Source organism: Limobrevibacterium gyesilva (genome assembly GCF_025989185.1).
Taxonomy (GTDB): domain Bacteria; phylum Pseudomonadota; class Alphaproteobacteria; order Acetobacterales; family Acetobacteraceae; genus Limobrevibacterium; species Limobrevibacterium gyesilva.
This window is the reverse complement of record NZ_JAPDNT010000019.1, coordinates 29,143-53,695: the sequence shown is the minus strand read 5'-3', so window position 1 is coordinate 53,695 and position 24,553 is coordinate 29,143. Positions and strand designations below refer to the sequence as shown.

24 protein-coding genes are annotated in these 24,553 nt (G+C 68.8%); 10 read left to right on the top strand and 14 right to left on the bottom strand.

What is annotated here, in order from left to right:
- Window positions 1-19: 19 nt before the first annotated feature.
- From OL599_RS17950 to OL599_RS17940, 3 genes are read left to right on the top strand one after another with little or no spacing between them, the layout of a single operon-like run.
- On the top strand, window positions 20-736 hold the full coding sequence (locus tag OL599_RS17950; RefSeq protein ID WP_264715234.1) for a class I SAM-dependent methyltransferase: 717 nt from the start codon (window positions 20-22) through the stop codon (window positions 734-736).
- Window positions 733-1,767 carry a glycosyltransferase family 2 protein gene (locus tag OL599_RS17945; protein ID WP_264715233.1) on the top strand — a complete coding sequence of 345 codons (1,035 nt, stop codon included), beginning with the start codon at window positions 733-735 and terminating at the stop codon, window positions 1,765-1,767. The genes OL599_RS17950 and OL599_RS17945 overlap by 4 nt, the downstream gene beginning before the upstream one ends.
- Window positions 1,764-2,096 carry a DMT family transporter gene (locus OL599_RS17940; protein ID WP_264715232.1) on the top strand — a complete coding sequence of 111 codons (333 nt, stop codon included), beginning with the start codon at window positions 1,764-1,766 and terminating at the stop codon, window positions 2,094-2,096. The genes OL599_RS17945 and OL599_RS17940 overlap by 4 nt, the downstream gene beginning before the upstream one ends.
- Before the next feature lie 39 nt (window positions 2,097-2,135).
- On the opposite strand, the gene OL599_RS17935 is transcribed toward OL599_RS17940, so the two are convergent.
- Window positions 2,136-2,570 (bottom strand): CBS domain-containing protein, encoded by a 435-nt coding sequence (locus tag OL599_RS17935; protein WP_264715231.1) that lies wholly within the window; start codon window positions 2,568-2,570, stop codon window positions 2,136-2,138.
- A gap of 198 nt (window positions 2,571-2,768) precedes the next feature.
- On the opposite strand from OL599_RS17935, the gene OL599_RS17930 reads away from it, so the two are divergent.
- Window positions 2,769-3,758 (top strand): P1 family peptidase, encoded by a 990-nt coding sequence (locus OL599_RS17930; RefSeq protein ID WP_264715268.1) that lies wholly within the window; start codon window positions 2,769-2,771, stop codon window positions 3,756-3,758.
- Window positions 3,759-3,765: 7 nt separating this feature from the next.
- On the opposite strand, the gene OL599_RS17925 is transcribed toward OL599_RS17930, so the two are convergent.
- The 5 genes from OL599_RS17925 to OL599_RS17905 form a co-directional block, all read right to left on the bottom strand.
- Window positions 3,766-4,656 (bottom strand): TauD/TfdA dioxygenase family protein, encoded by an 891-nt coding sequence (locus OL599_RS17925; protein WP_264715230.1) that lies wholly within the window; start codon window positions 4,654-4,656, stop codon window positions 3,766-3,768.
- A gap of 30 nt (window positions 4,657-4,686) precedes the next feature.
- Window positions 4,687-5,511: a DUF169 domain-containing protein gene (locus tag OL599_RS17920; RefSeq protein WP_264715229.1), complete on the bottom strand. Its 825-nt coding sequence runs from the start codon at window positions 5,509-5,511 to the stop codon at window positions 4,687-4,689.
- Between the two features lie 80 nt (window positions 5,512-5,591).
- Window positions 5,592-6,290 carry a sulfite exporter TauE/SafE family protein gene (locus OL599_RS17915; RefSeq protein ID WP_264715267.1) on the bottom strand — a complete coding sequence of 233 codons (699 nt, stop codon included), beginning with the start codon at window positions 6,288-6,290 and terminating at the stop codon, window positions 5,592-5,594.
- A gap of 50 nt (window positions 6,291-6,340) precedes the next feature.
- Complete coding sequence (locus OL599_RS17910) at window positions 6,341-7,258, bottom strand: CobW family GTP-binding protein (RefSeq protein ID WP_264715228.1); 918 nt, start codon at window positions 7,256-7,258, stop codon at window positions 6,341-6,343.
- On the bottom strand, window positions 7,255-7,767 hold the full coding sequence (locus tag OL599_RS17905; protein WP_264715227.1) for an amidohydrolase family protein: 513 nt from the start codon (window positions 7,765-7,767) through the stop codon (window positions 7,255-7,257). Before OL599_RS17905 ends, OL599_RS17910 begins: the two co-directional genes overlap by 4 nt.
- Before the next feature lie 116 nt (window positions 7,768-7,883).
- On the opposite strand from OL599_RS17905, the gene OL599_RS17900 reads away from it, so the two are divergent.
- Entirely contained in the window at window positions 7,884-9,269 is a 1,386-nt protein-coding gene (locus OL599_RS17900; RefSeq protein WP_264715226.1) for an aspartate aminotransferase family protein, read from the top strand.
- Between the two features lie 6 nt (window positions 9,270-9,275).
- Window positions 9,276-10,055, top strand: coding sequence for an SDR family NAD(P)-dependent oxidoreductase (locus tag OL599_RS17895; protein ID WP_264715225.1), 780 nt, complete (start codon window positions 9,276-9,278; stop codon window positions 10,053-10,055).
- A gap of 6 nt (window positions 10,056-10,061) precedes the next feature.
- On the opposite strand, the gene OL599_RS17890 is transcribed toward OL599_RS17895, so the two are convergent.
- Together OL599_RS17890 and OL599_RS17885 are read right to left on the bottom strand one after the other, a co-directional pair.
- Window positions 10,062-11,645 (bottom strand): ABC transporter substrate-binding protein, encoded by a 1,584-nt coding sequence (locus OL599_RS17890; RefSeq protein WP_264715224.1) that lies wholly within the window; start codon window positions 11,643-11,645, stop codon window positions 10,062-10,064.
- Window positions 11,646-11,676: 31 nt separating this feature from the next.
- Complete coding sequence (locus tag OL599_RS17885; RefSeq protein ID WP_264715223.1) at window positions 11,677-12,606, bottom strand: 1-phosphofructokinase family hexose kinase; 930 nt, start codon at window positions 12,604-12,606, stop codon at window positions 11,677-11,679.
- A gap of 113 nt (window positions 12,607-12,719) precedes the next feature.
- On the opposite strand from OL599_RS17885, the gene OL599_RS17880 reads away from it, so the two are divergent.
- Window positions 12,720-13,688: a D-2-hydroxyacid dehydrogenase gene (locus OL599_RS17880; protein ID WP_264715222.1), complete on the top strand. Its 969-nt coding sequence runs from the start codon at window positions 12,720-12,722 to the stop codon at window positions 13,686-13,688.
- A gap of 223 nt (window positions 13,689-13,911) precedes the next feature.
- Entirely contained in the window at window positions 13,912-16,161 is a 2,250-nt protein-coding gene (locus OL599_RS17875; protein ID WP_264715221.1) for a Hint domain-containing protein, read from the top strand.
- On the opposite strand, the gene OL599_RS17870 is transcribed toward OL599_RS17875, so the two are convergent.
- Entirely contained in the window at window positions 16,121-17,356 is a 1,236-nt protein-coding gene (locus OL599_RS17870; RefSeq protein ID WP_264715220.1) for a metal-dependent hydrolase family protein, read from the bottom strand. The two genes, OL599_RS17875 and OL599_RS17870, sit on opposite strands and share 41 nt — an antisense overlap.
- Window positions 17,357-17,466: 110 nt before the next feature.
- Between OL599_RS17870 and tcuA the strand changes: the two genes are divergently transcribed.
- Complete coding sequence (gene tcuA / locus OL599_RS17865; protein ID WP_347403218.1) at window positions 17,467-18,882, top strand: FAD-dependent tricarballylate dehydrogenase TcuA; 1,416 nt, start codon at window positions 17,467-17,469, stop codon at window positions 18,880-18,882.
- A complete protein-coding gene (tcuB, locus tag OL599_RS17860) occupies window positions 18,869-19,948 on the top strand; it encodes a tricarballylate utilization 4Fe-4S protein TcuB (RefSeq protein WP_264715219.1) in 1,080 nt (359 codons plus the stop codon). Before tcuA ends, tcuB begins: the two co-directional genes overlap by 14 nt.
- A gap of 14 nt (window positions 19,949-19,962) precedes the next feature.
- On the opposite strand, the gene OL599_RS17855 is transcribed toward tcuB, so the two are convergent.
- From OL599_RS17855 to OL599_RS17835, 5 genes are read right to left on the bottom strand one after another with little or no spacing between them, the layout of a single operon-like run.
- Window positions 19,963-20,673, bottom strand: coding sequence for an ABC transporter ATP-binding protein (locus tag OL599_RS17855; protein WP_264715218.1), 711 nt, complete (start codon window positions 20,671-20,673; stop codon window positions 19,963-19,965).
- Window positions 20,666-21,418, bottom strand: coding sequence for an ABC transporter ATP-binding protein (locus OL599_RS17850; RefSeq protein WP_264715217.1), 753 nt, complete (start codon window positions 21,416-21,418; stop codon window positions 20,666-20,668). Before OL599_RS17850 ends, OL599_RS17855 begins: the two co-directional genes overlap by 8 nt.
- Window positions 21,415-22,407, bottom strand: a complete 993-nt coding sequence (locus tag OL599_RS17845) for a branched-chain amino acid ABC transporter permease (RefSeq protein ID WP_264715216.1) — start codon at window positions 22,405-22,407, stop codon at window positions 21,415-21,417. Before OL599_RS17845 ends, OL599_RS17850 begins: the two co-directional genes overlap by 4 nt.
- Complete coding sequence (locus OL599_RS17840) at window positions 22,404-23,264, bottom strand: branched-chain amino acid ABC transporter permease (protein WP_264715215.1); 861 nt, start codon at window positions 23,262-23,264, stop codon at window positions 22,404-22,406. The genes OL599_RS17845 and OL599_RS17840 overlap by 4 nt, the downstream gene beginning before the upstream one ends.
- Before the next feature lie 30 nt (window positions 23,265-23,294).
- Window positions 23,295-24,449 (bottom strand): ABC transporter substrate-binding protein, encoded by a 1,155-nt coding sequence (locus OL599_RS17835; protein ID WP_264715214.1) that lies wholly within the window; start codon window positions 24,447-24,449, stop codon window positions 23,295-23,297.
- Window positions 24,450-24,553: the final 104 nt, after the last annotated feature.

Sequence of the window (24,553 nt, the reverse complement as noted above, 5' to 3'; positions counted from 1 at the left end):
ATCGTGTCAAACATCGCCCATGGAGCCGGCAGAATACGCCCTGATGGACCAGGCCGAGCAGCGGATGTGGTGGTATCGCGCCCTGCATGCGCGCCTGGCCGACTCGCTGGCGGGCATCACCGGGCGGGTGCTGGATGCCGGCTGCGGCACCGGCGGGCTTCTGGCGGCACTGCACCGGCGCGCGCCCGGCCTGGAGCTTTTCGGGCTGGAATGGTCAGCGCTGGCGGCGGTCCGCGCGGCGCAGAAATCCGGCGCCCCGGTGGCGCGCGGCAGCGTCAATGCCCTGCCCTTCGCCGGCGGCTGCTTCGATGCCGCCGTGACCGCCGACGTGCTGTGCCACGCGGCCGTGGACCCGCAGGCCGCATTGGCGGAGCTGCATCGCGTGCTGCGCCCCGGCGGGCGGCTGGTGGTGAACATGCCGGCCTTCACCTGGCTGCTGTCGGCGCATGACCGGCGCGTGCACAATGTCCGCCGCCACAGCGCCGGCCAGCTCCGCGCGGCCCTGGAAGCGGCCGGCTTCACCCGCATCCGTACCCGCTACTGGAACGCGCTGCTGCTGCCGTTGATGGTGGCGCAGCGCAAGCTGCTGGCGCGCGGCGCCGACGCGGCCTCCGACGTCGCCCCTTTTCCGCCATGGCTGGATGCCACATTTCACGGCATCACCGCGCTTGAGCGGCGACTGCCCTTCCCCATGCCGGCCGGCGGGTCGGTGCTCGCCATCGCTGCCAGACCATGATCGAGGACGACCGTTCCATGCCACCCACGCCGCCCCTCGCCACCGTGATCGGGGCCGCCCCGACCGGCCAGCCGCCCCTCGGGCTGTCCATCGTCGTGCCGGTCTATCGTGGCGCCGCCACGGTCGGCCTGCTGGTGGAAGCGCTGTCCCGGCTCTCCCCCGAAGGCGGGCTGGAGGTGATCCTCGTCAACGACGGCAGCCCGGACAATTCGGCCGAGGTGTGCCACGCCATCGTGCGCACCGCGTCGATCCCTGTCGTCTACATCGAGCATGCCCGCAACTACGGCGAGCATAACGCGGTGATGACCGGCCTGCGGCATGCACGGGGGTCATACGTCATCACCATGGACGACGACCTGCAGAACCCGCCGGAGGAGGTGACGCGGCTGTACGACCATGCCCGGCTGGGCGGCTGGGACGTGGTCTACACCCGCTACGCCGAGAAGAAGCATGCGGCCTGGCGCAACCTGGGCAGCCGCTTCGCCAACCGCGTGGCCGACTGGCTGCTGGACAAGCCGCGCGGGCTGTACCTCTCGTCGTTCCGCTGCATGTCGGCCCTGGTGGTGCGCAGCGTCACCCGCTACCGCGGCCCCTACCCGTATGTCGACGGGCTGATCATGCAGGTGACGCAACGCATCGACAGCATCCAGGTGCGCCACCTGCCGCGTGCCGAGGGGCGGTCGAACTACACGCTGGTCCGGCTGATCCGGCTCTGGCTGAACCTCGCCACCAGCTTCTCGCTGGCGCCGCTGCGGCTGGCCATGCTGGCGGGCGCCGCGATGGCGTTGCTTGGCACGATCGGCGCCGCCGCCACCATCTTCGAGGCGCTGTTCAGCCATGACACCCCGTCCGGCTGGGCCTCGACCATGACGGTGATTTTGCTGGTGGCCGGCGTGCAGTCGATGATCCTGGGCGTGATGGGCGAATATATCGGCCGCACCTTCCTGTCGGCCAACGGCAAGCCGCAGGGCACGGTGCGGCTGGTGGAGCGCAGCGAGGCCGCGGCGCCGCGGCAGACCGAAGCCGCATGACCGCCTTCTGGGCCGTGCTGGCGGCGGCCATCGCGACGAGCATGGCCGGCCAGACCCTGCTGAAGGCCGGCAGCGCCGCCCCTGACTTCATCGCGCAATTGCTGGACTGGCGCACCATACTGGGGCTGGCGCTGTACGGCGGCGCGGCCATGCTCTACATCGTCGCGCTGCGGCGCATCCCGATGTCGGTGGCACTGCCGTTCACCGCCGTGTCGTATGTCGCGGCCGCGCTCATCGGGCACTACGCCTTCCAAGAGCCGCTGACGGTGATGCATCTCGGCGCCATCGGGCTGATCACGGCGGGAGTCCTGATGCTGGCGCTGGCGTAGGCCGCAAACCCGCCGCCGGTCTCGCCCGAGAGGCGTCGGTCAGCGGATGCCTTCGGTCAGGTCCTGCTTCAGCCGCACCTCCCGCTCGAAGGCGACAAGCTCGGTGCCGAGGGCGTCGCGGATCGAGATCATGCCGATCGGCACGCCGTCTTCGACCACGGGGACGTGGCGGAAGCCGTTGTCGTTCATCAGATGCAGCGCGTGCACCACCAGGCGGTCGGCGGCGATGGTGGTCACGTCGTGCGTCATGACGGCGGCCAGTGTGGTGGCCTCCGGGTCGAGACTTGCCGCCAGCACGCGGAACAGCGCATCGCGTTCGGTGAAGATGCCGACCAGGTGCTTGCCCTCGACCACCATGACCGAGCCGACCTTGTAGCGCGCCATCGCCCGGGCCGCCACGCGAACGGACGTGCCGGGCTTCAGGGTCAGGACGGTCTGGTTCTGGATCACGTCGCGTACGGAACGGGAACCCATGTCACAATCCCCCTGTCCACGTCGTGGAAATTTCCAGTATGCCGAGGCGGACGCGCATCCATCAATCACCGCGCGCATGGTGGGCGCGGCCTCGCGTGTTTGTGGCTGGCCGGTCGCATTCTGCCCGCGCCCCGCCGCTTTGCAGGCCGGCCGCGGGCCCTCTACCATCACGCCAGCGAGACGGAGACACAGCACGTGATGCGCAACCTTCTGACCGACATTCCCGGCATCGCCGTCGGGCACGCCACCGATCTGGCGCTGGGCTCCGGCGTCACCGCCATCGTGTTCGACGAACCGGCGACGGCCTCCGCCGTCACGCTCGGCGGCGCGCCCGGCAGCCGCGACACCACGCTGCTGGAGCCGGAGATGTCCGTGCAACGCGTCGACGCGATCGTGCTGTCGGGCGGATCGGTGTTCGGCCTGGATGCGGCGGGCGGCGTCCAGGCGGCCTTGCGCGCGCAGGGGCGCGGCCTCGACATCCGCGGCATGCGCGTGCCGATCGTGCCGCAGGCGATCATCTTCGACCTGCTCAATGGCGGGAACAAGGACTGGGGCACGTTCTCGCCGTATCGCGACCTCGGCTACGAGGCCACGGGCGCGGCCGGCCATGGCGCGTTCGCCCTGGGCACGGTGGGCGCCGGCACGGGTGCGACGACCGCAACCGTGAAAGGCGGGCTCGGATCGGCCAGCGCCGTGGCGCGCACCGGGCATATCGTGGCCGCCATCACCGCGGTGAATGCGCTCGGCGCGCCCACCATCGGCGACAGCGCGCATTTCTGGTCGGCGCCCTATGAGGTCGATGGCGAGTTCGGCGGGCGCGGCTGGCCCGCCGCCATTCCGCCAGCGGATCTGGCGATGCGGGTGAAGGGTGCGCCCGTGCCGGCGACGACGATCTGCCTGGTTGCGACCGATGCCGTGCTGACCAAGGCCCAGGCCAAGCGGTTGGCGATCATGGCCAATGACGGTCTGGCCCGCGCCATCCTGCCCGCGCACGCGCCAATGGACGGCGACACCATGTTCGCCGCGGCCACCGGGCGGCGGCCGCTCGCCGATCCCGACCACGACCTCACGGAGATTGGCCATACCGCCACGCTGGTCATGGCGCGCGCCATCGCCCGTGGCGTCTACGAGGCGACGGCGCTGCCCTATGCCGGCGCGCTGGCGTCCTGGAAGGATCGGTTCGGCTGAGGCCGCACTACGCCGCTTGCGGCACCACCGTGGGCGTGCCTTCGACGGTGGTGCGGCGCATGTCCCGCACCTCGCCGGTGTCGTTGTAGCGGCGCGCGCGGTGCATGGTCACGCGGTTGTCCCACATCACCAGGTCGCCGGCGCGCCAGTGATGCGTGTGCACGAACTGGGGCTGCGTGGCCATCTCCACGAGGTCGCGGATCAGCGCGCGCGCTTCCGGCACCGGCCAGCCGACGATGGTGCCGATATGCGACGACAGGAAGGCGGACCTCCGGCCGGTGACGGGATGGCGGCGCACCAGGCGCTGCAGCACCGGGGCGAAGGCGCGGCGCTCCTCGTCGTCGAACGCGGCGAAGCCGAGCAGGCTGCGCGAATACAGCAGCGAATGTTCGGTGATCAGGTCCTCGATCTGCGCCTTGATGTCGTCGGGGAACGCGGCATAGGCCGCGCGCATGTCGGCGAACTGCGTCTCGCCGCCTTTGGCCGGCACCGCGCGGGCGGACAGCAGCGAATACTTCGCCGGCGTCGCCTTGAACGAGCTGTCGGAGTGCCAGAGCATGTTGCCCAGGTTGAACATGCGCCGCTTGTCGTCACGCCCCAGCAGCCTGTTGTTTTTGTCGAGGTTGGAGATGTCGGCGATGTTCAGTTCCAGCCGCCGGTCCTGCGGCTTGGTGACGTTGGCGAGCGACGGCTCCAGCGCGCCGAAATTCAGGCTGAATGCCACCTGCTGCGCGTCTGTGACGTGCTGGTCGTGGAAGACCAGGATGGCGTAGCGGTCCATCCCCGCCTCGATCGCCGCGGCCGTGTCGGGCGCGAGCGGGGTGCGCAGGTCGATGCCGCCGACTTCGCCGACGAACGCGAATTCGCCGTTGCATGGTCCGATATGCCGGATGTCCATGGCCGCTCTCGCCCTCCGCACCCTGCCGTCTCAGCTTTTGCCGGCGTAGCTCCGTGCCATGCCGTCGGCCGGGTCCGCCTGCGGGCCATAGGGCATGATGGGATAGCGCAGGCCCGACTTGGACAGGCCCTGAAGCCCCTCGACGGCGCGCGCCAACTCGGCCGGCGGCAGCGCCATGAGCATCTCGTCGTCGGCGACGCCGCCGTAGCGTCGCTCGGCGAAGCAGGGAATGGACAGGCAGACCTCCTGCGTCTTCAGCGCGCGGCCCCAGCTGTCGGCACAGGCGCTTTCGCCGGTGATGCTGAAATCGTAGCGGCGATAGGTCTTGTACTGCAGCCCGTTGATGAACAGGATCATCTGCGCGGGATTGGCGTAGAACAGGCAGATATCCGGCGGGTCCAGCCGCGCGCTGCGCAGCGGCGAAACCACCAGCCCATGATATGTGCCGGCCGGAACCCGCGGCATCTGCGCCTGATGCGCCGCCGACGCCTCGAGGTTCTCGAACCAGACGCCTTCCATCTTGCGGCCGGAGAGGTACAGCTCGGAGGGCTCGTTCAGCCCGATCACGCCGCCGCAATTCGAGAATCCCGGCACGTTGTCGTGGGTGATGCCCAGCGTGATGCCGGCGATGCGGGCATGGGTGACAAGCTGGCAGGTGGAGAATTTCTTTCCCTCGGCCGGACGCCGCAGGCCCGGGACCCTGGCCATCTCCTCCAGATCGGCGAACAGCTTCATGCCGATCGGCAGCGTGCGCAGACGCAGCAACTGCGTGAGCTGCTCGGCCAGCCCGGCCAGATCCTTGGCGCCGAGCGCGGCAGCGCCGGGCGATGGAACTGGTTGCGGCGCGTCGTTCATGCGGTGTCTCCTGCGGCTTCTACGATACCACGATCATGTCCCTGGCAAGGCTGCGGCGGAAGTCCCATTCGGGCGCGCAGCTACAGCCCCGCCAATCCCTTGCCGATACTGGCCAGGGCGGTGAACAGCAACGCGGCGGTGGCGGCGGCGCGATAGGAACGATGGCCGGCACGATGGAACATCCAGGCGCCGGCCCAGCCACCCGCCAGCATCAGCGGCAGGCCCATGGCGGCCAGCATCACCACCTGCCAGTTCAGCAACCCCGCGACGGCGACCGGGGGGATGGCGAACAGCGCCGCGAGCGGGAAATACGCCATCAGGGTGCTGCGCATCACCGCGCGGCTCGGCTCGAAGATCAGGAAATAGACGATCGCCGGCGGCCCGGACATCGCCGCGAGCCCGTTGCAGACGCCCGAGCCGAATCCGGCCAGCAGCGCCCAGCGCCCGGCCGGGCGGCCCTGTTGCCGGGGCGGGCGCCAGCTCACGGCCACTGCGACCGCGACCAACGCGCCCAAAGCGAGGCGCACCATCGGCAACGGCAGGACCGTCAGTGCCAGCACCCCCAGCGGCGTGCCGCCGATGCTGCCCAGGGTCAGTCGCATCACGGCGCGCCAGTCGCAGCGATAACGCTCGGCCACGCAATCGCGCAGGCCGATGGCCGCCTGCAGCAGCAGCGTGGTTACCACCGCGGTCTGCGGCGGCAGCACCAGGCTGGCCAGCGGCACCGCGGCGAGGGCAAAACCGAAGCCGGTGAACCCGCGCAGCGCTGCCGCGAACAGGATCGCCGCCGCCGCCCATGCCCATTGCGACGGCGACAGGGCGCTGGCGTTCAGCGGGCGCTCGCGGGCTGCGGCAGCGCCTGGGAGAACAGCGCATCCAGCGTGGCGGCATCCGGCATGTCCGGCGTGCCGATCACCACGAAGCCGGATGCGGCGGGCGTGTCGCAGCGCGTGAACGCCCAGCGTTCGGCGGCGTATTGCAGCAGATAGGGCTCGCGCGCATCGCCAAGTTCGCAGAAGCCCTTCACCCGCAGCACCGTGCGCGGCAGCGCCTCCAGCACGGCACGCAGCCGCTCCCGGTCCAGCGGGCCCGGGCAACGCCAGTGCCAGGTGGGGAAATCGTGCGGCGGCGCGTCCGCCTGCAGGCGGTTGGCCGGGGCGCGCGCCGCAACCTGGAACCGCAAGGCCGATTCCGGCAGGCGCGCGTGCTCGGTGCGGACCAGCCTTGCCTCCGGCCGGATGCGGGCGATCGCGGCAGCGACGGCGGCGAGGTCGGCCGCCATGTCGCATTTGTTCAGCACCACCAGCTCGGCGAAGGCCAGTTGCCGCTCGACCGTGTCGGCCACCCAGCGATCGGCCAGCTGGCCCAGGATGGCGCCGGCATCGGCCATCACGATCAGCGGTTCCAGTGCGAAACCCGGCTCGATCAAGGCGAGCTGCGCGATTCGCCAGGGGTCGGACACGCCGCTCGCCTCGACGATGACGTGCTCGGGCTTCGGGTCGCGCGCGGCCAGCATGTCGAGCCCGTCGCCGAGATCCTCGCCCAGGCTGCAGCACACGCAGCCATTGGCCAGCGCGATGCTGGCGCCGTCGCGGGCCGCGATCAGTTCCGCGTCGATGTTGACGGCACCGAAATCGTTGACCAGCACGCCGTAGCGGCGTGTGGCGGTGCGCAGCAGGTGGTTCACCAGCGTGGTCTTGCCGGCCCCGAGGAAGCCGCCGATCACGGTCAGGGGAAGCGCAGTCATGACGGGAAGACCTGGCCGCCCACGACGGTGGCACGCGCGCGCACGTCGCCGAGCGCCGCCGGATCGACCTCGGCGGGGTCCTCGTCCAGCACGGCGAAATCGGCGAACTTGCCCACGTCGATGCTGCCGACCAGATGGTCCATGTGGAGGGTATAGGCGGCGCCGAGGGTGACGGCGTGCAGCGCCTGCGCCACCGTGATGCGCTCGGCCTCGCCCAGCACGCGGCCGGTGGCGCTGCGGCGGTTCACCGCGCACGAGGCGGTGAACAGCGGCGCCAGCGGCGTGACCGGCGCATCGGACGTGTGGCTGTGGCCTTCGACGAAGCCCGGCAGGATCACTTTTCCGGCAAAGCGATCGTCCCACTCGGCGGGGCCGAACGCCCCCATGTCGGCCGCGTCGCCATAGCCGAGGATCCGTCCGTCGCGCACCGCGACATGCGTGGCCCGGGGTTGGGAGGCATTCATGGTCGACACATGCCGGGCGACGAAGACATGGACGGGGTTGGGCAACGCGACCTCCTGCAGACAGGTCCATGTTTCGCCGCCAGCGGGCGCCGCGGCAAGAGGCCTTGCCGCGCCGGCCCAGTCGGGAAATGATCGTGGTTTCCATGCCAGGGGATCGTGTCATGCTCGCCAATTCCGCTCATGCCCGCGACATCGCCTATCACGTGCACCAGCAGACCGACCTCGCATCGTTCCGGGAGACTGGCGGCACGCTGATGGCGCGCGGCGACGGCGTCTATGTCTATGACGAAGGCGGCAAGAAATATCTGGAGGCGATGGCCGGCCTGTGGTGCGCCTCGCTCGGCTTCTCGGAGAAGCGGCTGGCCGAGGCCGCCTACAAGCAGATGCTGCAGCTGCCGTACTACCACACGTTCTTCGCCAAGGGGCACCTGCCCAGCGTCGATCTGGCCGAACGGCTGATCGGCATGGCGCCGGCGCCGATGTCCAAGGTGCTGTTCCAGTGCTCGGGGTCCGAGGCGAACGACGCCGCGATCAAGCTCGTGTGGTACTACCACAATGCCATCGGCAAGCCGCTGAAGAAGAAGATCATCGGCCGGGTGCGCGGCTATCACGGCAACACCGTCGCCGCGGTCAGCGTTTCCGGCCAGCCGCACATGCTGACCGATTTCGACCTGCCGCTGCCGATGATGAAGCACACCGACAACCCGCACTACTACCGCTTCCACCATGACGGCGAGACCGAGGAGCAGTTCGCCACCAGGATGGCGCAGAACCTCGAGAACCTAATCCTCGACGAAGGGCCCGACACGGTGGCGGCGTTCTTCGGCGAGCCGGTGCAGGGCGGCGGCGGCGCCATCACCCCGCCGGCCACCTACTGGGAAAAGGTCCAGGCGGTGCTGCGGAAATACGACATCCTGTTCCTGGCCGACGAAGTGATCTGCGGCTTCGGGCGCACCGGCAACATGTGGGGCAGCCAGACCTACAACCTGCAGCCGGACATGGTGTCCTGCGCCAAGGCGCTGTCGGCCTCCTACCAGCCGATCTCGGCGCTGATGATCAACGACAGGATCTATCAGGCGATGGTGGCTGAGAGCGCCAAGCTGGGCACGTTCGGCCACGGCTTCACCTATGGCGGCCACCCCGTGGCCTGCGCGGTCGCGCTGGAGACGTTGAAGATCTACGCGGAGCGCGACATCGTCGGCCACGTGAAGCAGGTCTCGCCGGGCTTCCTCGCCGGCCTGAAGGCGCTGGAGGAGCATCCGCTGGTGGGCAATGCGCGCGGCGTCGGCCTGATCGCCGGCGTGGAACTGATGGCCGACAAGCGCACGCGCGAGCCGTTCGCGCCGGCAATGAAGGTGGGCAACCTGGTGATGGACAAGTGCCAGGAGGCCGGGCTGGTCGTGCGCGCCATCGGCGACCGCATCGCCTTCACCCCGCCGCTGATCATCAGCGCCGACGAGGTGCAGGAAATGCTGCGCCTGTTCCGCCAGGGCCTGGACGCCGCCTGGTCGGTGCTGCGCAAGGACCACGGCATCGCGGCACAGTAGCGCGCCATGCCGGAGCAACTCGTCATCCCCGACCTGCGCGGCAAGCGCTGCCTGGTCACGGGCGCCAGCAGCGGCATCGGCGCCGCCGTCGCCCGTGCGCTGGGGGCGCAGGGCGCGCAAGTCGTGGTGCACGGCCACAGCAGTCTGGACGAGGCCGAGGCGGTTGCGGACGCAATCCGCGCCGCCGGCGGCACCGCCTTCGTGCTGGCGGCGGACCTTGGCCAGCGGGGCACCGCCGCCCCGCTGGTGGCGGAAGCGGCCGCACGAATGGGCGGGCTCGACCTGCTGGTGAACAACGCCGGCAACGTGCTGGAGCGCCGGCCCCTCGCGACCATGCCGGACGATTTCTTCGACGCGGTCATGGATCTCAACCTGCGCTCGGTGTTCGAAGCGAGCCGTGCGGCCATCCCGCATCTGCGTGCGGCCGGAGGCGGCGCGATCGTCAGCACCACCTCGATCTCCGCCCGCCATGGCGGCGGCGTCGGGGTGGGTGCCTATGCCACCGCCAAGGCCGGGGTCAGCAATCTCACGCGTGCACTGGCCAAGGAACTGGCCCCGGACCGCATCCGCGTGAACGCGGTCTCGCCGGGAATCATCCTCACGCGCATCCACGCGCAGAGCACGCCGCCCGAGATGATGCGGCAATTCGTCGCCGCCATCCCGATGGGCCGCGCCGGCACAGTGGAGGATTGTGCCGGCACCTACCTGTTCCTGGCCAGCGACAGCCTGAGCGGCTACGTCACCGGCCAGGTGATCGAGGTGAACGGCGGCCAGCTGATGCCGTGAGCATGCCTACGCCCGCTGCACGTTCCAGAAGATCGGCAGGATGCTCTTGACGATGCCGCCGAGATTGGCGCGGCGGGCGATCGGCTGGAACCACTGGCCCACGGGGATGTAGGGCACCTCCTCCCAGACCAGAAGCTGGATGTCGCGGGCAATGCGGCGCTGCGTCTCCAGGTCCGGCGCGTCGTACCAGGCACCGCGCAGGGCCTCCATGCGCGGACTGGTGTACCAGCCATACCAGCCGCTGGTGCCGTTGCCGAACAGAGTGGTGTGGCTGGCCGGGTTCGAATAGCTGAGCCCGTCGCCATAGGTGCAGAACGTGCTCCAGCCGCCCTTCTCCACCGGCTCCTTGCTGTTGCGGCGCGAGACGACCGTGCCCCAGTCGGCGCTGACATACTCCACATTCAGTCCGACGCTTTCGTAGACCGAGCGCGTCACCTGCGCGATCGCGTTGACCACGGGGAAGTCGGTCGGCGCCATCAGCACCACCCGCTCGCCCTTGTAGCCGCTCTCCGCCACCAGACGTTTCGCCAGGGCGACGTCACGCGGGGATGTCAGCGCCGCCAGTCCGGCATCGTTGGCCAGCGGCGTGCCGATCGGGAACACGCCCACGCCGGTGCGCGACAACGCGGTCTCGCCGCCCATCACCGCCGCCATGTAGTCCTGCTGGTCCACCGCGGGCAGGATGGCGCGCCGCAGCTTCACGTTGTCGAAGGGCGGCTGCAGATGGTTGAAGCGGATGATGCCGACCGCACCCAGCAGATCGACGCTTTCGACCACCACGCCCGGCGATTTGCGCAGCATCGGCAGAAGGTCGGCCAGCGGCTGCTCGATCCAGTCCACCTCGCCAGTCTGCAGGGCCGCGGCGGCCGTCGCGGAATCCGGCATGATCACCCATTCCACCCGGTCGAAATGCGCGCGCTTGCCGCCGGATGTGAAGCTCGCCGGCTCGTCGCGCGGCACGTATCCGTCGAAGCGCGCATAGACGGCGCGCGAGCCCGAAACCCATTCGTCGCGCACGAAACGATAAGGGCCACTGCCGACATATTCCTGGATCTGCTGGAACGCGTCGGTCCTGGCGATGCGCTCGGGCATGATGAAGCAGGTGTTGTAGCCGAGCGCATAGGGCAGCAACGCGAACGGGCGGGTCAGCCTGATCTCCAGCCGCCGGTCGTCCAGCGCCCGCATCTCAGCCATCTGCGCGGCCAGGCGCTGGCCGAAGCCGTCGCGGCGCATCCAGCGGGCGATGGAGGCGACGCAATCCGTGGCCCGCACCGGCTCGTTGTCGTGGAACCGCAATCCGTCGCGCAGTGTCAGCCGCCAGGTCAGGCGGTCGTCGGAGATCTCGTGTCCGGCCAGCATCTGCGGCCTGGGCGTGAGCGACGCGTCCAGGCCGTACAGCGTGTCCCAGATGACGTAGCCATGGTTGCGGGCGATGACCGTGGTGGTCCAGATCGGATCGGGGTTCTGCAGGTTGCCCTGCGGCACGAAGCGCAAGACACGGGCGCCCTGCCCGACCGCGGGCCGCGCCAGGCCCAGGCTGCCGGCGAGGCCGAGGGACGCCGCCCCGGCCATGAGGGTTCTGCGCTTCATGCCAGTTCTCCCGCTGGTGTTGCGGGAAAGCCTAGACGTTGCAGGCCCGCTGATACAACGATTCGACATCGGCGCGGCGCGGATGCGCCGTTCCGGTTTGCATCACCGCCGCCGCCCCCGCGGCAATGCCCCAGGCGAGCGCATCCGCGGGATCGCTGCCGCGGGCCAGCGCAAGCGTCATCGCCGCCAGGAAGCTGTCGCCGGCGCCGACCGTGCTGCGGGCCGGCACGTCCAGCGCGGGGCGCCGCCATAGCCCCTCCGGCGTTGCCAGCAACGCACCGCCGCCACCCAGGGACACCGCCACGCGTGCCGCACCGCCAGAGCGTACCACCGCCATCGCCGCCGCATCCTGCGCGGCCGCATCCGGCAATTTGCGCCCCACCAGCGCCTCGAACTCACCGAGGCTGGGCTTGATTAGCGCGAGCCCGTGCCCCAGCGCCGCCTGCAGCGCCGGGCCGGAGGTGTCGAGCACCACATGCTGGCCACGTTCGGCGGCGAGGCGGGCCACGGTCGCGTAGAAATCGACGGGGGCACCGCGCGGCAGGCTGCCGCTGGCCACCAGCCAGCCGCCTGGTTCGGCCGCCAACGCCGCCAGCGCGGCCTCCAGTTCCGCGGCCGACGCCACCGGGCCTTCCGGCACGAAGCGGTATTCCTGGCGCGCGGACCGGTCGTGCACGGTCATCGCGATGCGCGTGCGCCCGGCGATCGGCACGACGTGGCAGGGCACGCCCCCCTCTTCCAGCAGTTCCTCCAGGAAACGGCCGGTGACTCCGCCGGTGAGCACCACGGCCAGCACGTCGCCGCCGAGCTCGCGGATCACCCGGGCCACGTTCACGCCGCCGCCGCCGGGGTCATGCGTCTCGGCAAATGTGCGCACCTTGTGAACAGGACGCACCGCCTCGGCATCGCAGGCGACATCGACGGCCGGATTGAGCGTGAGCGTGACGATTCGCGGCCCCATGCGCGCATCCTAGAGGCGCGGCCGCCGATGGCTCAAGGGCACGGCCCTGGAGTCCGCGAGCCCCACGCCGTATCGTCGGCGAAGATCGTTCTCACAACCGAAAGATCACGCGCATGAGCTTCAAGCTGGTGATGTTGCCGCCGCAGACCGACATCTATCGCGACTGGGGGCGCAAGCTGGCCGCTGCCCTGCCGGAGGTTCAGGTGGTGGTGGCCGAAGGGGCGCAGGAAGCGCAGCACGCCATCGTCGACGCCGACGCCGCATTCGGGCCGCTGCCGCTGGACTTGCTGCAACGGGCACAGAAGCTGCGCTGGCTGCAGGCGCATCACGCAGCCCCGCCGGCCGGCTATTACTATCCGGAGCTGGTCGGCCACCCGGTTGTGGTGACGAACATGCGCGAGATCTACAACGATCATATCGGCGCGCACATCATGGCCTTCGTGTTCGCCTTCGCGCGCGGCTTTCATTACTACATTCCCCAGCAACTGCGCCGCGAATGGACCAAGCCGCCCGAGGACACCGGCGTCGTGCACCTGCCCGAAGCGACGGCGTTGATCGTGGGTCTGGGCGGGATCGGCGCCGAGGCGGCCCGCCTGGCCGCCGCCGCCGGCATGACCGTGATCGGGACCGACGCGCGCCGCACCGACATCCCGCCCGGGGTTGCCGAGATGCACAAGCCAGAGGCCCTGGACACGCTGTTGCCGCGCGCCGATTTCGTCATCCTGACCGTGCCGCACACGCCAGCCACCGAAGGCTTCTTCAATCGCGCCCGCTTCCGGCGCATGAAGCCGGGCGCGTTCTTCATCAATATCGGCCGCGGCAAGACCACGCGCCTGGACGACCTGGTCGCCGCCCTGCAAGCGGGCGAGATTGCCGGCGCCGGCCTCGATGTCTACGAGGAAGAGCCGCTGCCGGCGGACCATCCTCTGTGGACCATTCCGGGCGTGCTGATGACACCGCACATGGCCGGCTACGGACCGTATTTGAACGACCGGCGCTATCGGATCCTGCTGGACAATTGCCGGGCCATGATCGGCGGCGGATCGTTGCGCAACGTCGTTGACAAGTCCAACTGGTTCTAGAACGCGCCGACAGCAACGCGCCAACGGACGATCATCGTGGCGACCGCGGCGAGACCCGCATGCGGCGTCCCGGGATTTGTCGCGCCCGCAAAGTCGCTGTGTACACCGAAAAGAGACAAATGGTGACACGTTGACGAACGGGTAATGACCGGCGGAGCGGCGTCGTGATAGCGGTGGAATTATCACCCATCGCTGCCGCAACGACGCCAACCGGGAGAGACGCATGTCCGGACCGACGCAGACCCAGCTTGACACGATTGCCTATACCGCAGGCATCGATGCCGACGGAGTCCTGACCGCGGTCGACGGCTGGCGCTGGGCCGGAGATGACCCGGCCACCTACAACGGGCCCGAATCGACCCATAAGTGGGGCGGCGGCATCGCGGGAACGCCCGGAGGGACTGTCAGCTACTATTTTGACGTCGGCTCGAATTGGTCGGCAGACGAGATGGGGTCGTTCACCGCTAGCCTGACCCTGTGGTCCGATCTGGCCAACATCCAGTTCGTCCAGACTGCCGATGCCGCGGCCGCGAACATGACCTTCTATCGTTACGGGTCGACCACCCCCGGCGCAGATCTTGACGACGGCGCGTATGCCGAAGCGCAATACGTCGCCGGCCGACCGGGCGACGTCACGATCCCGACCACGCAAAAGGGCATGATCTCCATCGACACGGTCGGTGCCTGGTCAAAGCTCGATTCGTTCACGGATTACGGCGGCTATGGCCCGGGCACGATCGTGCATGAGCTCGGGCACCTGATGGGTCTCATGCATACCGGCCCCTACAACGGGGACGTGAATATCGCGACCCAGCAATACAACGCGACCGACACGACACTGTGGTCGATCATGTCGTATATCGGTCCCGGCGACAGCGCGGCGAAATATTTCGCCGACTACCCGGTTCAGGGAACGGATTGGGGTAGGGGTGACGACGGCTACACGCGCACGCCCGTCACTCCGATGATGCTGGACATCGCCGCGGTACAACAGCTGTACGGCCAATCCACCAGCGCGACCTTCTCGGGCGGGCAGATCTACGGCTTCAACTGCAACATCAGCGACGCCGCGCGGCCGTTCTTCGATTTCACGGTCAACACAGCCCCGGTCATCACGCTGTGGAACTACGGCACCGGCAACACGCTCGACCTGTCAGGCTATGCGACCGGCTCCACGATCAACCTGAACCCCGGAACGTTCAGCAGTTGCGATGGCATGATCAACAATATCGGCATCGCCTACAACACGGTCATTGACCATGCGATCGGCGGCGCCGGCGACGATATGTTCTACGTCAGTAATTTCAGCAGCTGGATCGACGGCCAGGGCGGCAACAACGTCGTCATGTTCGGCGGCTACTATGTGGACTACAGCATCAGCCGGGCCGAAGACACGGTTACGGTCATCGATAATATTCTGGGCCACGGCGGGACATATACCCTGCTCAATATCCAGCTGCTGCAGTTCACCGACCGAAGCGTCCATACTTCCGAAATCCCCTGTTTTGCCAAAGGTACGCGCATTCTGACGCAACGTGGCGCAGTCGCCGTCGAGGATCTGGCGGTCGGCGATCTGCTGGTGACGCTGCGGCGCGCGCGGCTTGCCCCGGTGCGATGGATCGGCCACCGCACCGTGGATTGCCGGCACCACCCGCGCCCCTGGGACGTGATGCCGGTGCGGGTGAGCGCGTCCGCATTCGGGCCTCAGCAGCCGCACCGCGACGTGGTGCTCTCGCCCGACCACGCGGTGTTCGTCGACGGCGTGCTGATACCGATCCGCTACCTGATCAACGGGACCACAATCGTCCAGCAATCCGTGTCCGACGTCACCTATTACCACGTCGAATTGCCGGTCCACGACGTCATCGTGGCCGAAGGCCTGCCGGCGGAAAGCTACCTTGACACCGGCAACCGATCGACCTTCGCCAACGGCGGAACGACGGCGATGCTGCACGCCGATTTCGCGCGGGACGCATGGACCGCGCAAGGCTGCGCCGAACTGGTGCTGGCCGGCCCGCAGCGGGCGCGGGTCAGGCAACGGCTGTTGACCCAGGCGGCGGCGCTCGGCCACGCGTTGACCGACGATCCCGAACTGTCCGTGTGCGTCGACGGGCATGATTTGCCGGCGGAGGTGACGGGGTCGACATGGCGCGTTCGCCTGCCGGCGGGGGCAAGCCGCCTCCGCCTCGCCTCCCGCGTCGGGGTGCCCGCGCATGTGTGCGCCGAGCAGGACGACACGCGCCCGCTTGGGGTGGCGATCTCCGATCTGCGCATCGACGGCCAGGCGGTGCCGCCGGGCGATCCCCGGCGCGGCCGCGGCTGGCACGCGCCGGAGGAGGCCTGGCAGTGGACCGACGGCGATGCGGAACTGGCCTGTACCGGCGCCCGCGAAGTGACGTTCGCGGTGGCGTTCGCCGGCCGCTACTGGCAGGTCAGTGCAACTGGTTCTTCACGAAACGCCCGCCGAGCATGATCGCGGGCATGCGCAGGCCGTCGCCGAGGAACACGGAAAGGTCGGCGTAGGGATCACCGTCGACCACCAGCAGATCGGCGTGAGCGCCCGGGATCAGCTCGCCAAGCTTGCCTTCCTGGCGGACGATCTCGGCGTTCACGAGGGTGGCTGACCGGATCACTTCCTGCGGCCGCATCACTTCGCCGCGGATGGTGAACTCGTTGCAATGGTCGTTCTGCAGCTGGCCCAGCAGATCGCTGCCGAAGCCGATCTTCACCCCTGCCGCACGGCACAGCTCCAGCGAACGCAGCCCGCCCTGCAGCACCATTTCGTTCTTGGCGAGGCTGTAGTCCGACAGGCCATACTCTCCGCCGCGGCGCTTCAGCGCGTCGTAGGCGACCAGCGTGGGCACAATATAGGCGCCCTTCTCGGCCATCAGCTTCGCGGTCGGCGCGTCGATCAGGTTGCCGTGCTCGATCGTGCGCACGCCGCCGCGCACCGCACGCTCGATGGCCTTGGCGCTGTAGGCATGGGCGCAGACATAGCTGCCCCAGCGCACCGCCTCCTCCACCGCGGCCTCGATCTCATCCATGCGGTATTGCAGGCTTTCCAGCGGATCGGCCTGCGAGGCCACGCCACCGGACACCATGATCTTGATGTGGTCGGCCCCCTTGCGCAGTTCGTCGCGCGCCGCCTTGATCACGTCGGGCACGCCATCCGCCACCCGCGCGGTCCAGGACAGGCCGCTGCAGCAGGCGCAGGCGAAGGCGGATTGGGTGCGCTTGCGGTGGTCGGCATGCCCGCCGGTCTGGCTCAGCGGCGCGCCGGCGATGAACAGGCGCGGGCCGATGAAATGCCCCTGCTCCACCGCGGCCTTCATGCCGTAATCGGCGCCACCGGTGTCGCGCAGCGTGGTGAAGCCGCGCATCAGCATCGCCCGCATGGAGGTGGAGCCCTTCGCCGCCAGCAACGTCAGCGGCACGTCGGACAGCAGCTGCAGGTTCACCTCGGTCAGCACGATGTGGATATGCGCGTCAATCAGGCCGGGCATCAGCGTGCGGCCGCGCAGGTCGATGCGCTGGGCCGAGGCGGCGTGGATGGGCCGGTCGGAAACCTCCTTGACCAGGCCGTTCTCGACCAGGACCTCGATGCCCTCCAGCAGCGCGTCCTGGCGCGGATCCAGGAATCGTCCGCCGCCGAATACGTAGGATGTCATGCCCACCTCCTGTTGTCGGCGCATCCTGCCCGATGCGACCCGTGCTTGTCACACCGGGCCCTTGCCACTTCCATGCGTCCGGTGCACACCCCAATCGTCCAGGAAGCAAGGTGGGGCGTGCGGCCGCGATGGTCGATCTGACGAGAACCTATGACGTGCTGGTGGTCGGCGGCGGCAACGCGGCCCTGTGCGCCGCCGTAACGGCGCGCGAGGCCGGAGCCAGCGTGCTGCTGCTGGAGCACGCGCCGAAAGCATTCCGTGGCGGCAACAGCCGTCACACGCGCAATTTCCGTGCCATGCACGAAGGCCCGACCAAGGTGCTGACGGACTCCTACCTGGAGGACGAGTACTGGGACGACCTGCTGCGCGTGACGGGCGGCAATACCGACGAGCAGCTGGCCCGCATGACCATCCGTGCCAGCGCCCAGGTCACGCCGTGGATGGAGGCCTGCGGCGTGCGCTTCCAGCCCTCGCTGACGGGCACGCTGAGCCTGTCGCGCACCAATGCATTCTTCCTGGGCGGCGGCAAGGCGCTGGTGAACGCCTACTACGCCACCGCCGAGCGCATCGGCGTGGACGTGCTGTACGACACCGAAGTGCGCGCCCTGCGGCTGGACGACGGCTTCGTGCGCGCCGCCGAGATCGTCTGCCGCGGCTTTCCGGAGACGGTGCGCGCGAAATGCGTGGTCGCTTCGTCCGGCGGTTTCCAGGGCAACCTCGACTGGATGCGGCAATACTGGGGCGACGCGGTGGACAACTTCGTCATCCGCGGCACGCCCTATGCGAAGGGCGTGGTGCTGAAGAATCTGCTGGACCAGGGCGTGATGCCGATTGGCGATCCCACCCAGTTCCATGCCGTCGCACTCGATGCACGCTCGCCGAAATTCGACGGCGGCATCGCGACCCGGCTGGATTCGGTGCCGTTCAGCATCGTCGTCAACAAGGACGGCAAGCGGTTCTACGACGAGGGCGAGGATGTCTGGCCCAAACGCTACGCCATCTGGGGCCGGCTGATCGCCCAGCAGCCCAGCCAGATCGCTTATTCCGTCTGCGATGCGAAGGCGTTCTCGCTGTTCATGCCGTCGGTCTTCCCCGCCATCCGTGCCGACACGCTGGGTGAGCTCGCGCAACGGCTCGGGCTGGACGCCGCGGTGCTGCAGGACACCGTGGCGCAGTACAACGCCGCCGTGCAGCCGGGCACGTTCAACGACCGCTCGCTGGATGATTGCCGCACCGATGGCCTGACGCCGCCGAAGACGCACTGGGCGCGGCGTATCGACGAGCCGCCGTTCTATGGCTATCCGCTGCGCCCGGGCATCACCTTCACCTATCTCGGCGTGAAGGTGAACGAGCAGGCGCGGGTGCTCATGCAGGACGGCCGGCCCAGCGCCAACCTGTTCGCCTCCGGCGAGATCATGGCCGGCAACATCCTGGGGCGCGGCTATCTGGCGGGGTTCGGCATGACGATCGGCACGGTGTTCGGCCGCATCGCGGGGCAGGAGGCGGCGAAACATGCGCGAAACTGAGGCGGTCGCCGATGCGCGGCGGGCCATGGAGATCTGCAACGCCTGCCGCTATTGCGAGGGTTTCTGCGCGGTGTTCCCGGCGATGGAGCTGCGCCGCGAGTTCGCTGCCGCCGATCTCAGCTATCTCGCCAATCTCTGCCATGGCTGCCGCGGCTGCTTCTATGCGTGCCAGTATGCGCCGCCGCACGAGTTCGGCATCAATCTGCCGAAGTCGTTCGCGGAGGTCCGGGCCGAGAGCTACGAGCAATATGCCTGGCCGCAACCGCTGGCGCGGTTGTTGAAGCGCAATGGCACCGTGGTCTCGCTGGTCGCGGCCATGGGGGTGGCCTTGGTGCTGGTGCTGACCGCCCTGCTGCAGTCGCCCGGCGTGCTGACGGGCACGCATACCGGGCCGGGCGCTTTCTTCGCGGTGATCCCCTATTCCGTCATGGTCTGGGTTGCCAGTGCGACGTTCCTGTATGCGCTGCTGGCGCTGGCGATGTCGGCGGTCAATTTCTGGCGTGACGCCGGTGCCGGCTCACCCCGCGGCAAACCCCTCCTGCAGGCGGTTCGCGATGCACTGACGCTGAAGAATCTCGGCGGCGGCGGCGACGGTTGCAACTACCCGGACGAATCCTTCTCGGGCGTACGCAAATGGCTGCACCACGCCATGTTCTACGGCTTCATGCTGTGCTTCGCCTCGACCTCGGTCGCCACGGTGTTCCATCATTTCCTGGGCTGGGTCGCGCCGTATTCGCTGCTGAGCGCGCCAGTGATCCTGGGCACGCTGGGCGGGCTGGGCATGGTAGTGGGCACGTTCGGGCTGATCTGGATGAAAGTGATCGCCGACCCAGCACCCGCCGCGCGCGCCCTGCTCGGCGGCGAATACGCGCTGCTGTTCCTGTTGCTGATGGTGGCGCTGACCGGGCTGGTGCTGCTGGCATTGCGCGCCACCGGCGCCATGGGGGTGGCGCTGGCGGTGCATCTGGGCTTCGTCCTGGCGCTGTTCCTGATGCTGCCCTACAGCAAGTTCGTCCACGGCATCCACCGCAGCGCCGCCCTGCTGCGTGCGGCCATGGAGCGTTGACGACAGCCGCTTGATCAGCGGCGCCCGGCCACGCCCAGGGTGCGCTCCAGCAGCCCGGCATCCGCCTGCAACGCCGCACTGGGGCCGGCATGCGCCACGCCACCGCGTTCCAGGATCACCGCCTGGTCGGTCACATCCAGCACCTTGCGCGCGTGCTGCTCGACGATCACCGCGGACAGGCCCTCCTCGCGCGTCAGCCGCCGCAGCACGGCCAGCAGTTCGGCCACGATGATCGGTGCCAACCCCTCGGTGGGTTCGTCCAGCAGCAGCAGCCGCGGATTCAGCACCAGGGCGCGGCCGATCGCAAGCATCTGCTGCTCGCCGCCGGACAACTGGTTGCCCATGTTGCGGCGGCGTTCGCGCAGGCGCGGGAACACGGCGTAGACCCGCGCGACATCCCACTGCCCCGGCCGCGCCACCGCCGTCAGGTTCTCCTCCACGGTCAGCGAGCGGAAGATGTTGCGCTCCTGCGGCACCCAGCCGATGCCTGCCGCCGCGCGCTGCTCCGGCCGCAGCCGCGTGATGTCCCGCCCGCCCAGGCGCACGTTGCCGCCGAAATGGCGCGTCAGGCCGACGATGCTGGTCAGCAGCGTCGTCTTGCCCATGCCGTTGCGCCCCAGCAGGGCCAGCGATTGGCCCTGCGGCAATGAGAGCGACACGTCCGAGAGCACCACCGCCGCGCCATAGCCTGCCGACAGGCCCTCGATGGCGAGGATGTCAGTCATGCGCCGCGTCGCCCAGATAGACCGCTCGCACACGGGGATCGGCGGCGATCTCGGCGGCCGTGCCCTCGACCAGCAGCGCGCCGCCCACCAGCACGGAAATGCGCTCGGCGAAGCGGAACACCAGGTCCATGTCGTGCTCGATCAGCAGCACCGTCACGTCGGCCGACAGGGCCGCCACACCGGCCAGGATGCCATCACGCTCGCCCTCGGGCACCCCCGCCGCAGGTTCGTCCAGCAGCAGCACACGCGGGCCGCAGGCGACCGCCACCGCAATCTCCAGCAGGCGCTGGCGGCCATAGGGCAGCGCGCCGGTGGGCTGGTTCATCGCCTCCACCAGCCCGAAGCGTTCTAGGATCTCGACGCTCTGATCGACGACGTCGCCGCTTGTGCCGATGCGGCGCCAGACCTGCGTGTCGAGGCCAAGCCGGCGCGAAATCGCCAGCCCCACCGTCATCAACGGCGTCAGCTCGGGGAAAAGCTGGTTGATCTGGAACGTCCGCACCAGTCCGCGCCGCACCCGCTGGTCCGGCCGCAGCGCCGTGATGTCGGCGCCGTCCAGCAGGATGCGCCCGGCGGAAGGGCGCAGCACGCCGGTCAGCAGGTTGATCAGCGTGGTCTTGCCCGCGCCGTTCGGCCCGATCAGCGCGTGGCGCGCGCCGCGCTGCAGTTGCAGCGACACGTCGCTGGTCGCGGCCAGGCCGCCGAAGCGGCGATGCAGGCCGATGGTCTCCAGCACCACGCTCATGCGCGCCGTCCGGCCACGCGCCGCCACAGCGCCAGCGGCCAGCCGAAGATGCGCTCGCGTCCCACCACCACCAGCAGAACCAGCAGCAGCCCGATCCAGAACTGCCAGTATTGCGGCGTCAGTCCGGACAGCCAGTCCTGCATCACCTTGAACAGCAGCGCGCCGACGATGCCGCCATAGAGATAGCCGACGCCGCCGATCACCAGCATCAGCAGCACGTCGGCGGAACGGTGGAAGGCCAGCACGTCCAGCGACACGAACTGCGTACTCTGCGCCAGCAGCGCGCCGGCGATGCCGGCATAGGCGGCGGCCAGCGTGTAGATGGCCACGAGCCGCCCGGTGACGGGAATGCCGATGGCGGCGGTGCGCAGTGCGTTGCCCTTCACCGCGCGCACCGACAGGCCGAACGGCGAGGACATGATGCGCCGCGCGATCAGGAACAGCACGAACAGCACGCTCAGGCTGTAGGCATAGCCCACGCGCCCGAACATATCGAACTCGAACCGCCCGAGGATCGGCGCCATCACTACGCCCTGCAGCCCGTCGGCGCCGCCGGTGAGCCAGGTCAGCCGGTTCGCCACCTCGAACAGCACCAGCGAGACGCTGAGCGTGACCATGATGCGCGTGAGGTCGGACCCGCGCAGCACCAGGAAGCTCGTGGCGAACCCCAGCAGCATCGAGGCGACGCCGGCCGCCGCCAGCCCCAGCAACGGGTCGCCGATACCCCATTTCGCCAGCAACCCCGCCAGATAGGCGCCGAAGCCGAAGAACGCCGCATGCCCCAGCGAGACGATGCCGCCATAGCCCAGCGCGAGATCGAGCGACAGCGCGAACAGGCCGAAGATCGCCACCTCGTTCAGCAGCAGGTATTGGTCGGGCAGCAGGAACCAGCTTGCGGCCGCTGCGGCCCAGAAGACGAATTCTGCCGGCCGCCACCGCGTGGCGGCCGCCAGGGCGGCGGCGGCGCTGGCACGGTGCGCCGCGTTCATCGTGCCAGCCTGGGTGCGAACAGCCCCTGCGGCCGCCACAGCAGCACCACGATCATGACCGTGTAGATCACGAAGGCGCCGGCTTCCGGCACGTAGTACTTGCCGGCGACGTCGGCCACCCCGAGCAGGATCGAGGCAAGGAACGGCCCGATGATGCTGGACGCCCCGCCCACCGTCACCACGATCAGGAAATACACCATGAACTTCAGCGGGAACGACGGATCCAACCCCAGGATCTCCGCCCCCAACGCCCCGCCCAGCCCGGCCAGCCCGGAGCCCACGGCGAAGGTCACCATGAAGATGGCGTCGACATTGATGCCCAGGCCGCGCGCCACCCGCGGATCATCGACCGCCGCGCGCAGCCGGCTGCCGAAGCGGGTGCGGGTCAGCGCGAGCTGCAATGCCAGCGCCAGCGCGCCGCAGATGCCGATGATCAGCAGGCGATAGGCGCCGATCGAAACCCCGAGCACCTCGAACCGGCTCCGCAGGAACGCCGGCAACGCGATGAACTGCTGCTGCGAGCCTTGCACGAAATCCACGGCGGCGACGGACATGAATACCAGGCCGATGGTGAACAGCACCTGGTCCAGATGGCTTTTCCCATACACGTGCACGTACAGCGTGCGCTCCAGCACCACGCCGGTCAGGGCGCTGGCGACGAAGGCCAGCGGCAGGCCGGCGAGGAACGGCGCCCCGAGCCGGTTCACGCAATACGCCGCGACATAGCCGCCCGCCATGGCGAACGCCCCGTGCGCGAGGTTGATGAAATTCATCAACCCCAGCGTCACGGACAGCCCGCAGGCGAGCACGAACAGCAGCATGCCGTAGGCGACGCCGTCGAACAGGTTGGTCAGCACGGTCCGCCCGGCGGCCCCGGCAGCGTCAGGTCAGGGCTGCGCCGCCTTGGCCGGGTCCTTCATCATCGGGAAAGTCGCAAATTCAACGTTGTACAGCGCGCCATCCACCTTCTCGACCTTGCGGATGTACAGGTTGTGCACCACGTCGCGCGTCTGTGGGTCGATCATTATCGGGCCACGCGGGCTCTCCCAGGACAGGCCCTTCATCGCCTCCACCAGGGCCGTGCCATCGATGCCGCCCTTGGTCTTCTCCAGCGCGGCATAGATCGCGTGCATGCCGTCATAGCCGAACACGGCCATGAAGTTCGGCCGCATGCCGTTGTTGGCCTTCTCGAACGCCTGGATGAAGGCCTTGTTCGTGTCCGACGGATGGGCGGCCGAATACGGGCCGGACGTCACCATCCCCAGCACCACATCGCCCATGGCGTTCACGATGTCGTCGTCGGTCACGTCGCCGGTGGCGATGAAGCGGATGCCCGACTTGTCCAGCCCGCGCTCCACGAACTGCTTTGCCAGGATGCTGCCCACCCCGGACGGCACGAAGGCGAACAGCGCATCGGGCTTGGCGTCGGCGGCGCGCTGCAGGAACGGCGCGAAATCGGGGTTCGCCAGGGGCACGCGCAAGGCCGCCAGAACCTCCCCGCCGCCCTGCCTGAAGCGGTCGTTGAACCACTTCTCCACGTCGTAGCCGGGGCCGTAGTCGCTCACCAGCGAGACCACCCGCTTCACCCCGTTCTGCAGCGCCCAGTCGGCGATGGCCACGGCCGGCTGCGCCACCACCTGGGCGGTGCGCACCACGAACGGGGATTGCTGCGTGATCGACGAGGTGGCCGCGGCCATCACCACCATCGGCACCTTGGCCTGGGTGGCGATCGGCGCCGTCGCCATGGCCAGCGGCGTCAGGCCGAATCCGGCCAGCACGGCCACCTTGTCGCGCACCACCAGTTCCTGCGCCAGGCGCCGCGTGGTGTCGGCCACGCCCGCGTCGTCACGCAGGATCACCTCGATCTTCTGCCCGGCGACGCTGTCCCCGTGCTGCTGCATATACAGCTTCACTGCGGCGTCGATCTGGCGGCCGGTGGACTGGAACGGACCGGTCATCGGCAGAATCAGGCCGATCCTGACGGTCTGCTGCGCCTCCGCCGTGCCCGCCAGCATCAAGGTGGCCATTGCGGCCAGGACCATGCGTATGCGCGTCATCCAGCCCCCCATCGATTTGTTTGCCTTGCCCGCGGCGCGCGGGTGCGTCGCCCCGCTTCATCGCACCCGCCGCGCCGGCGATCAATGCC

Coding starts and splice junctions, on each gene's coding strand:
- OL599_RS17950 (WP_264715234.1), top strand. CDS start 20: ATGGAGCCGGCAGAATACGCCCTGATGGACCAGGCCGAGCAGCGGATG.
- OL599_RS17945 (WP_264715233.1), top strand. CDS start 733: ATGATCGAGGACGACCGTTCCATGCCACCCACGCCGCCCCTCGCCACC.
- OL599_RS17940 (WP_264715232.1), top strand. CDS start 1,764: ATGACCGCCTTCTGGGCCGTGCTGGCGGCGGCCATCGCGACGAGCATG.
- OL599_RS17935 (WP_264715231.1), bottom strand. CDS start 2,570: ATGGGTTCCCGTTCCGTACGCGACGTGATCCAGAACCAGACCGTCCTG.
- OL599_RS17930 (WP_264715268.1), top strand. CDS start 2,769: ATGCGCAACCTTCTGACCGACATTCCCGGCATCGCCGTCGGGCACGCC.
- OL599_RS17925 (WP_264715230.1), bottom strand. CDS start 4,656: ATGGACATCCGGCATATCGGACCATGCAACGGCGAATTCGCGTTCGTC.
- OL599_RS17920 (WP_264715229.1), bottom strand. CDS start 5,511: ATGAACGACGCGCCGCAACCAGTTCCATCGCCCGGCGCTGCCGCGCTC.
- OL599_RS17910 (WP_264715228.1), bottom strand. CDS start 7,258: ATGACTGCGCTTCCCCTGACCGTGATCGGCGGCTTCCTCGGGGCCGGC.
- OL599_RS17900 (WP_264715226.1), top strand. CDS start 7,884: ATGCTCGCCAATTCCGCTCATGCCCGCGACATCGCCTATCACGTGCAC.
- OL599_RS17895 (WP_264715225.1), top strand. CDS start 9,276: ATGCCGGAGCAACTCGTCATCCCCGACCTGCGCGGCAAGCGCTGCCTG.
- OL599_RS17890 (WP_264715224.1), bottom strand. CDS start 11,645: ATGAAGCGCAGAACCCTCATGGCCGGGGCGGCGTCCCTCGGCCTCGCC.
- OL599_RS17885 (WP_264715223.1), bottom strand. CDS start 12,606: ATGGGGCCGCGAATCGTCACGCTCACGCTCAATCCGGCCGTCGATGTC.
- OL599_RS17880 (WP_264715222.1), top strand. CDS start 12,720: ATGAGCTTCAAGCTGGTGATGTTGCCGCCGCAGACCGACATCTATCGC.
- OL599_RS17875 (WP_264715221.1), top strand. CDS start 13,912: ATGTCCGGACCGACGCAGACCCAGCTTGACACGATTGCCTATACCGCA.
- OL599_RS17870 (WP_264715220.1), bottom strand. CDS start 17,356: ATGACATCCTACGTATTCGGCGGCGGACGATTCCTGGATCCGCGCCAG.
- tcuB (WP_264715219.1), top strand. CDS start 18,869: ATGCGCGAAACTGAGGCGGTCGCCGATGCGCGGCGGGCCATGGAGATC.
- OL599_RS17855 (WP_264715218.1), bottom strand. CDS start 20,673: ATGACTGACATCCTCGCCATCGAGGGCCTGTCGGCAGGCTATGGCGCG.
- OL599_RS17850 (WP_264715217.1), bottom strand. CDS start 21,418: ATGAGCGTGGTGCTGGAGACCATCGGCCTGCATCGCCGCTTCGGCGGC.
- OL599_RS17845 (WP_264715216.1), bottom strand. CDS start 22,407: ATGAACGCGGCGCACCGTGCCAGCGCCGCCGCCGCCCTGGCGGCCGCC.
- OL599_RS17835 (WP_264715214.1), bottom strand. CDS start 24,449: ATGGTCCTGGCCGCAATGGCCACCTTGATGCTGGCGGGCACGGCGGAG.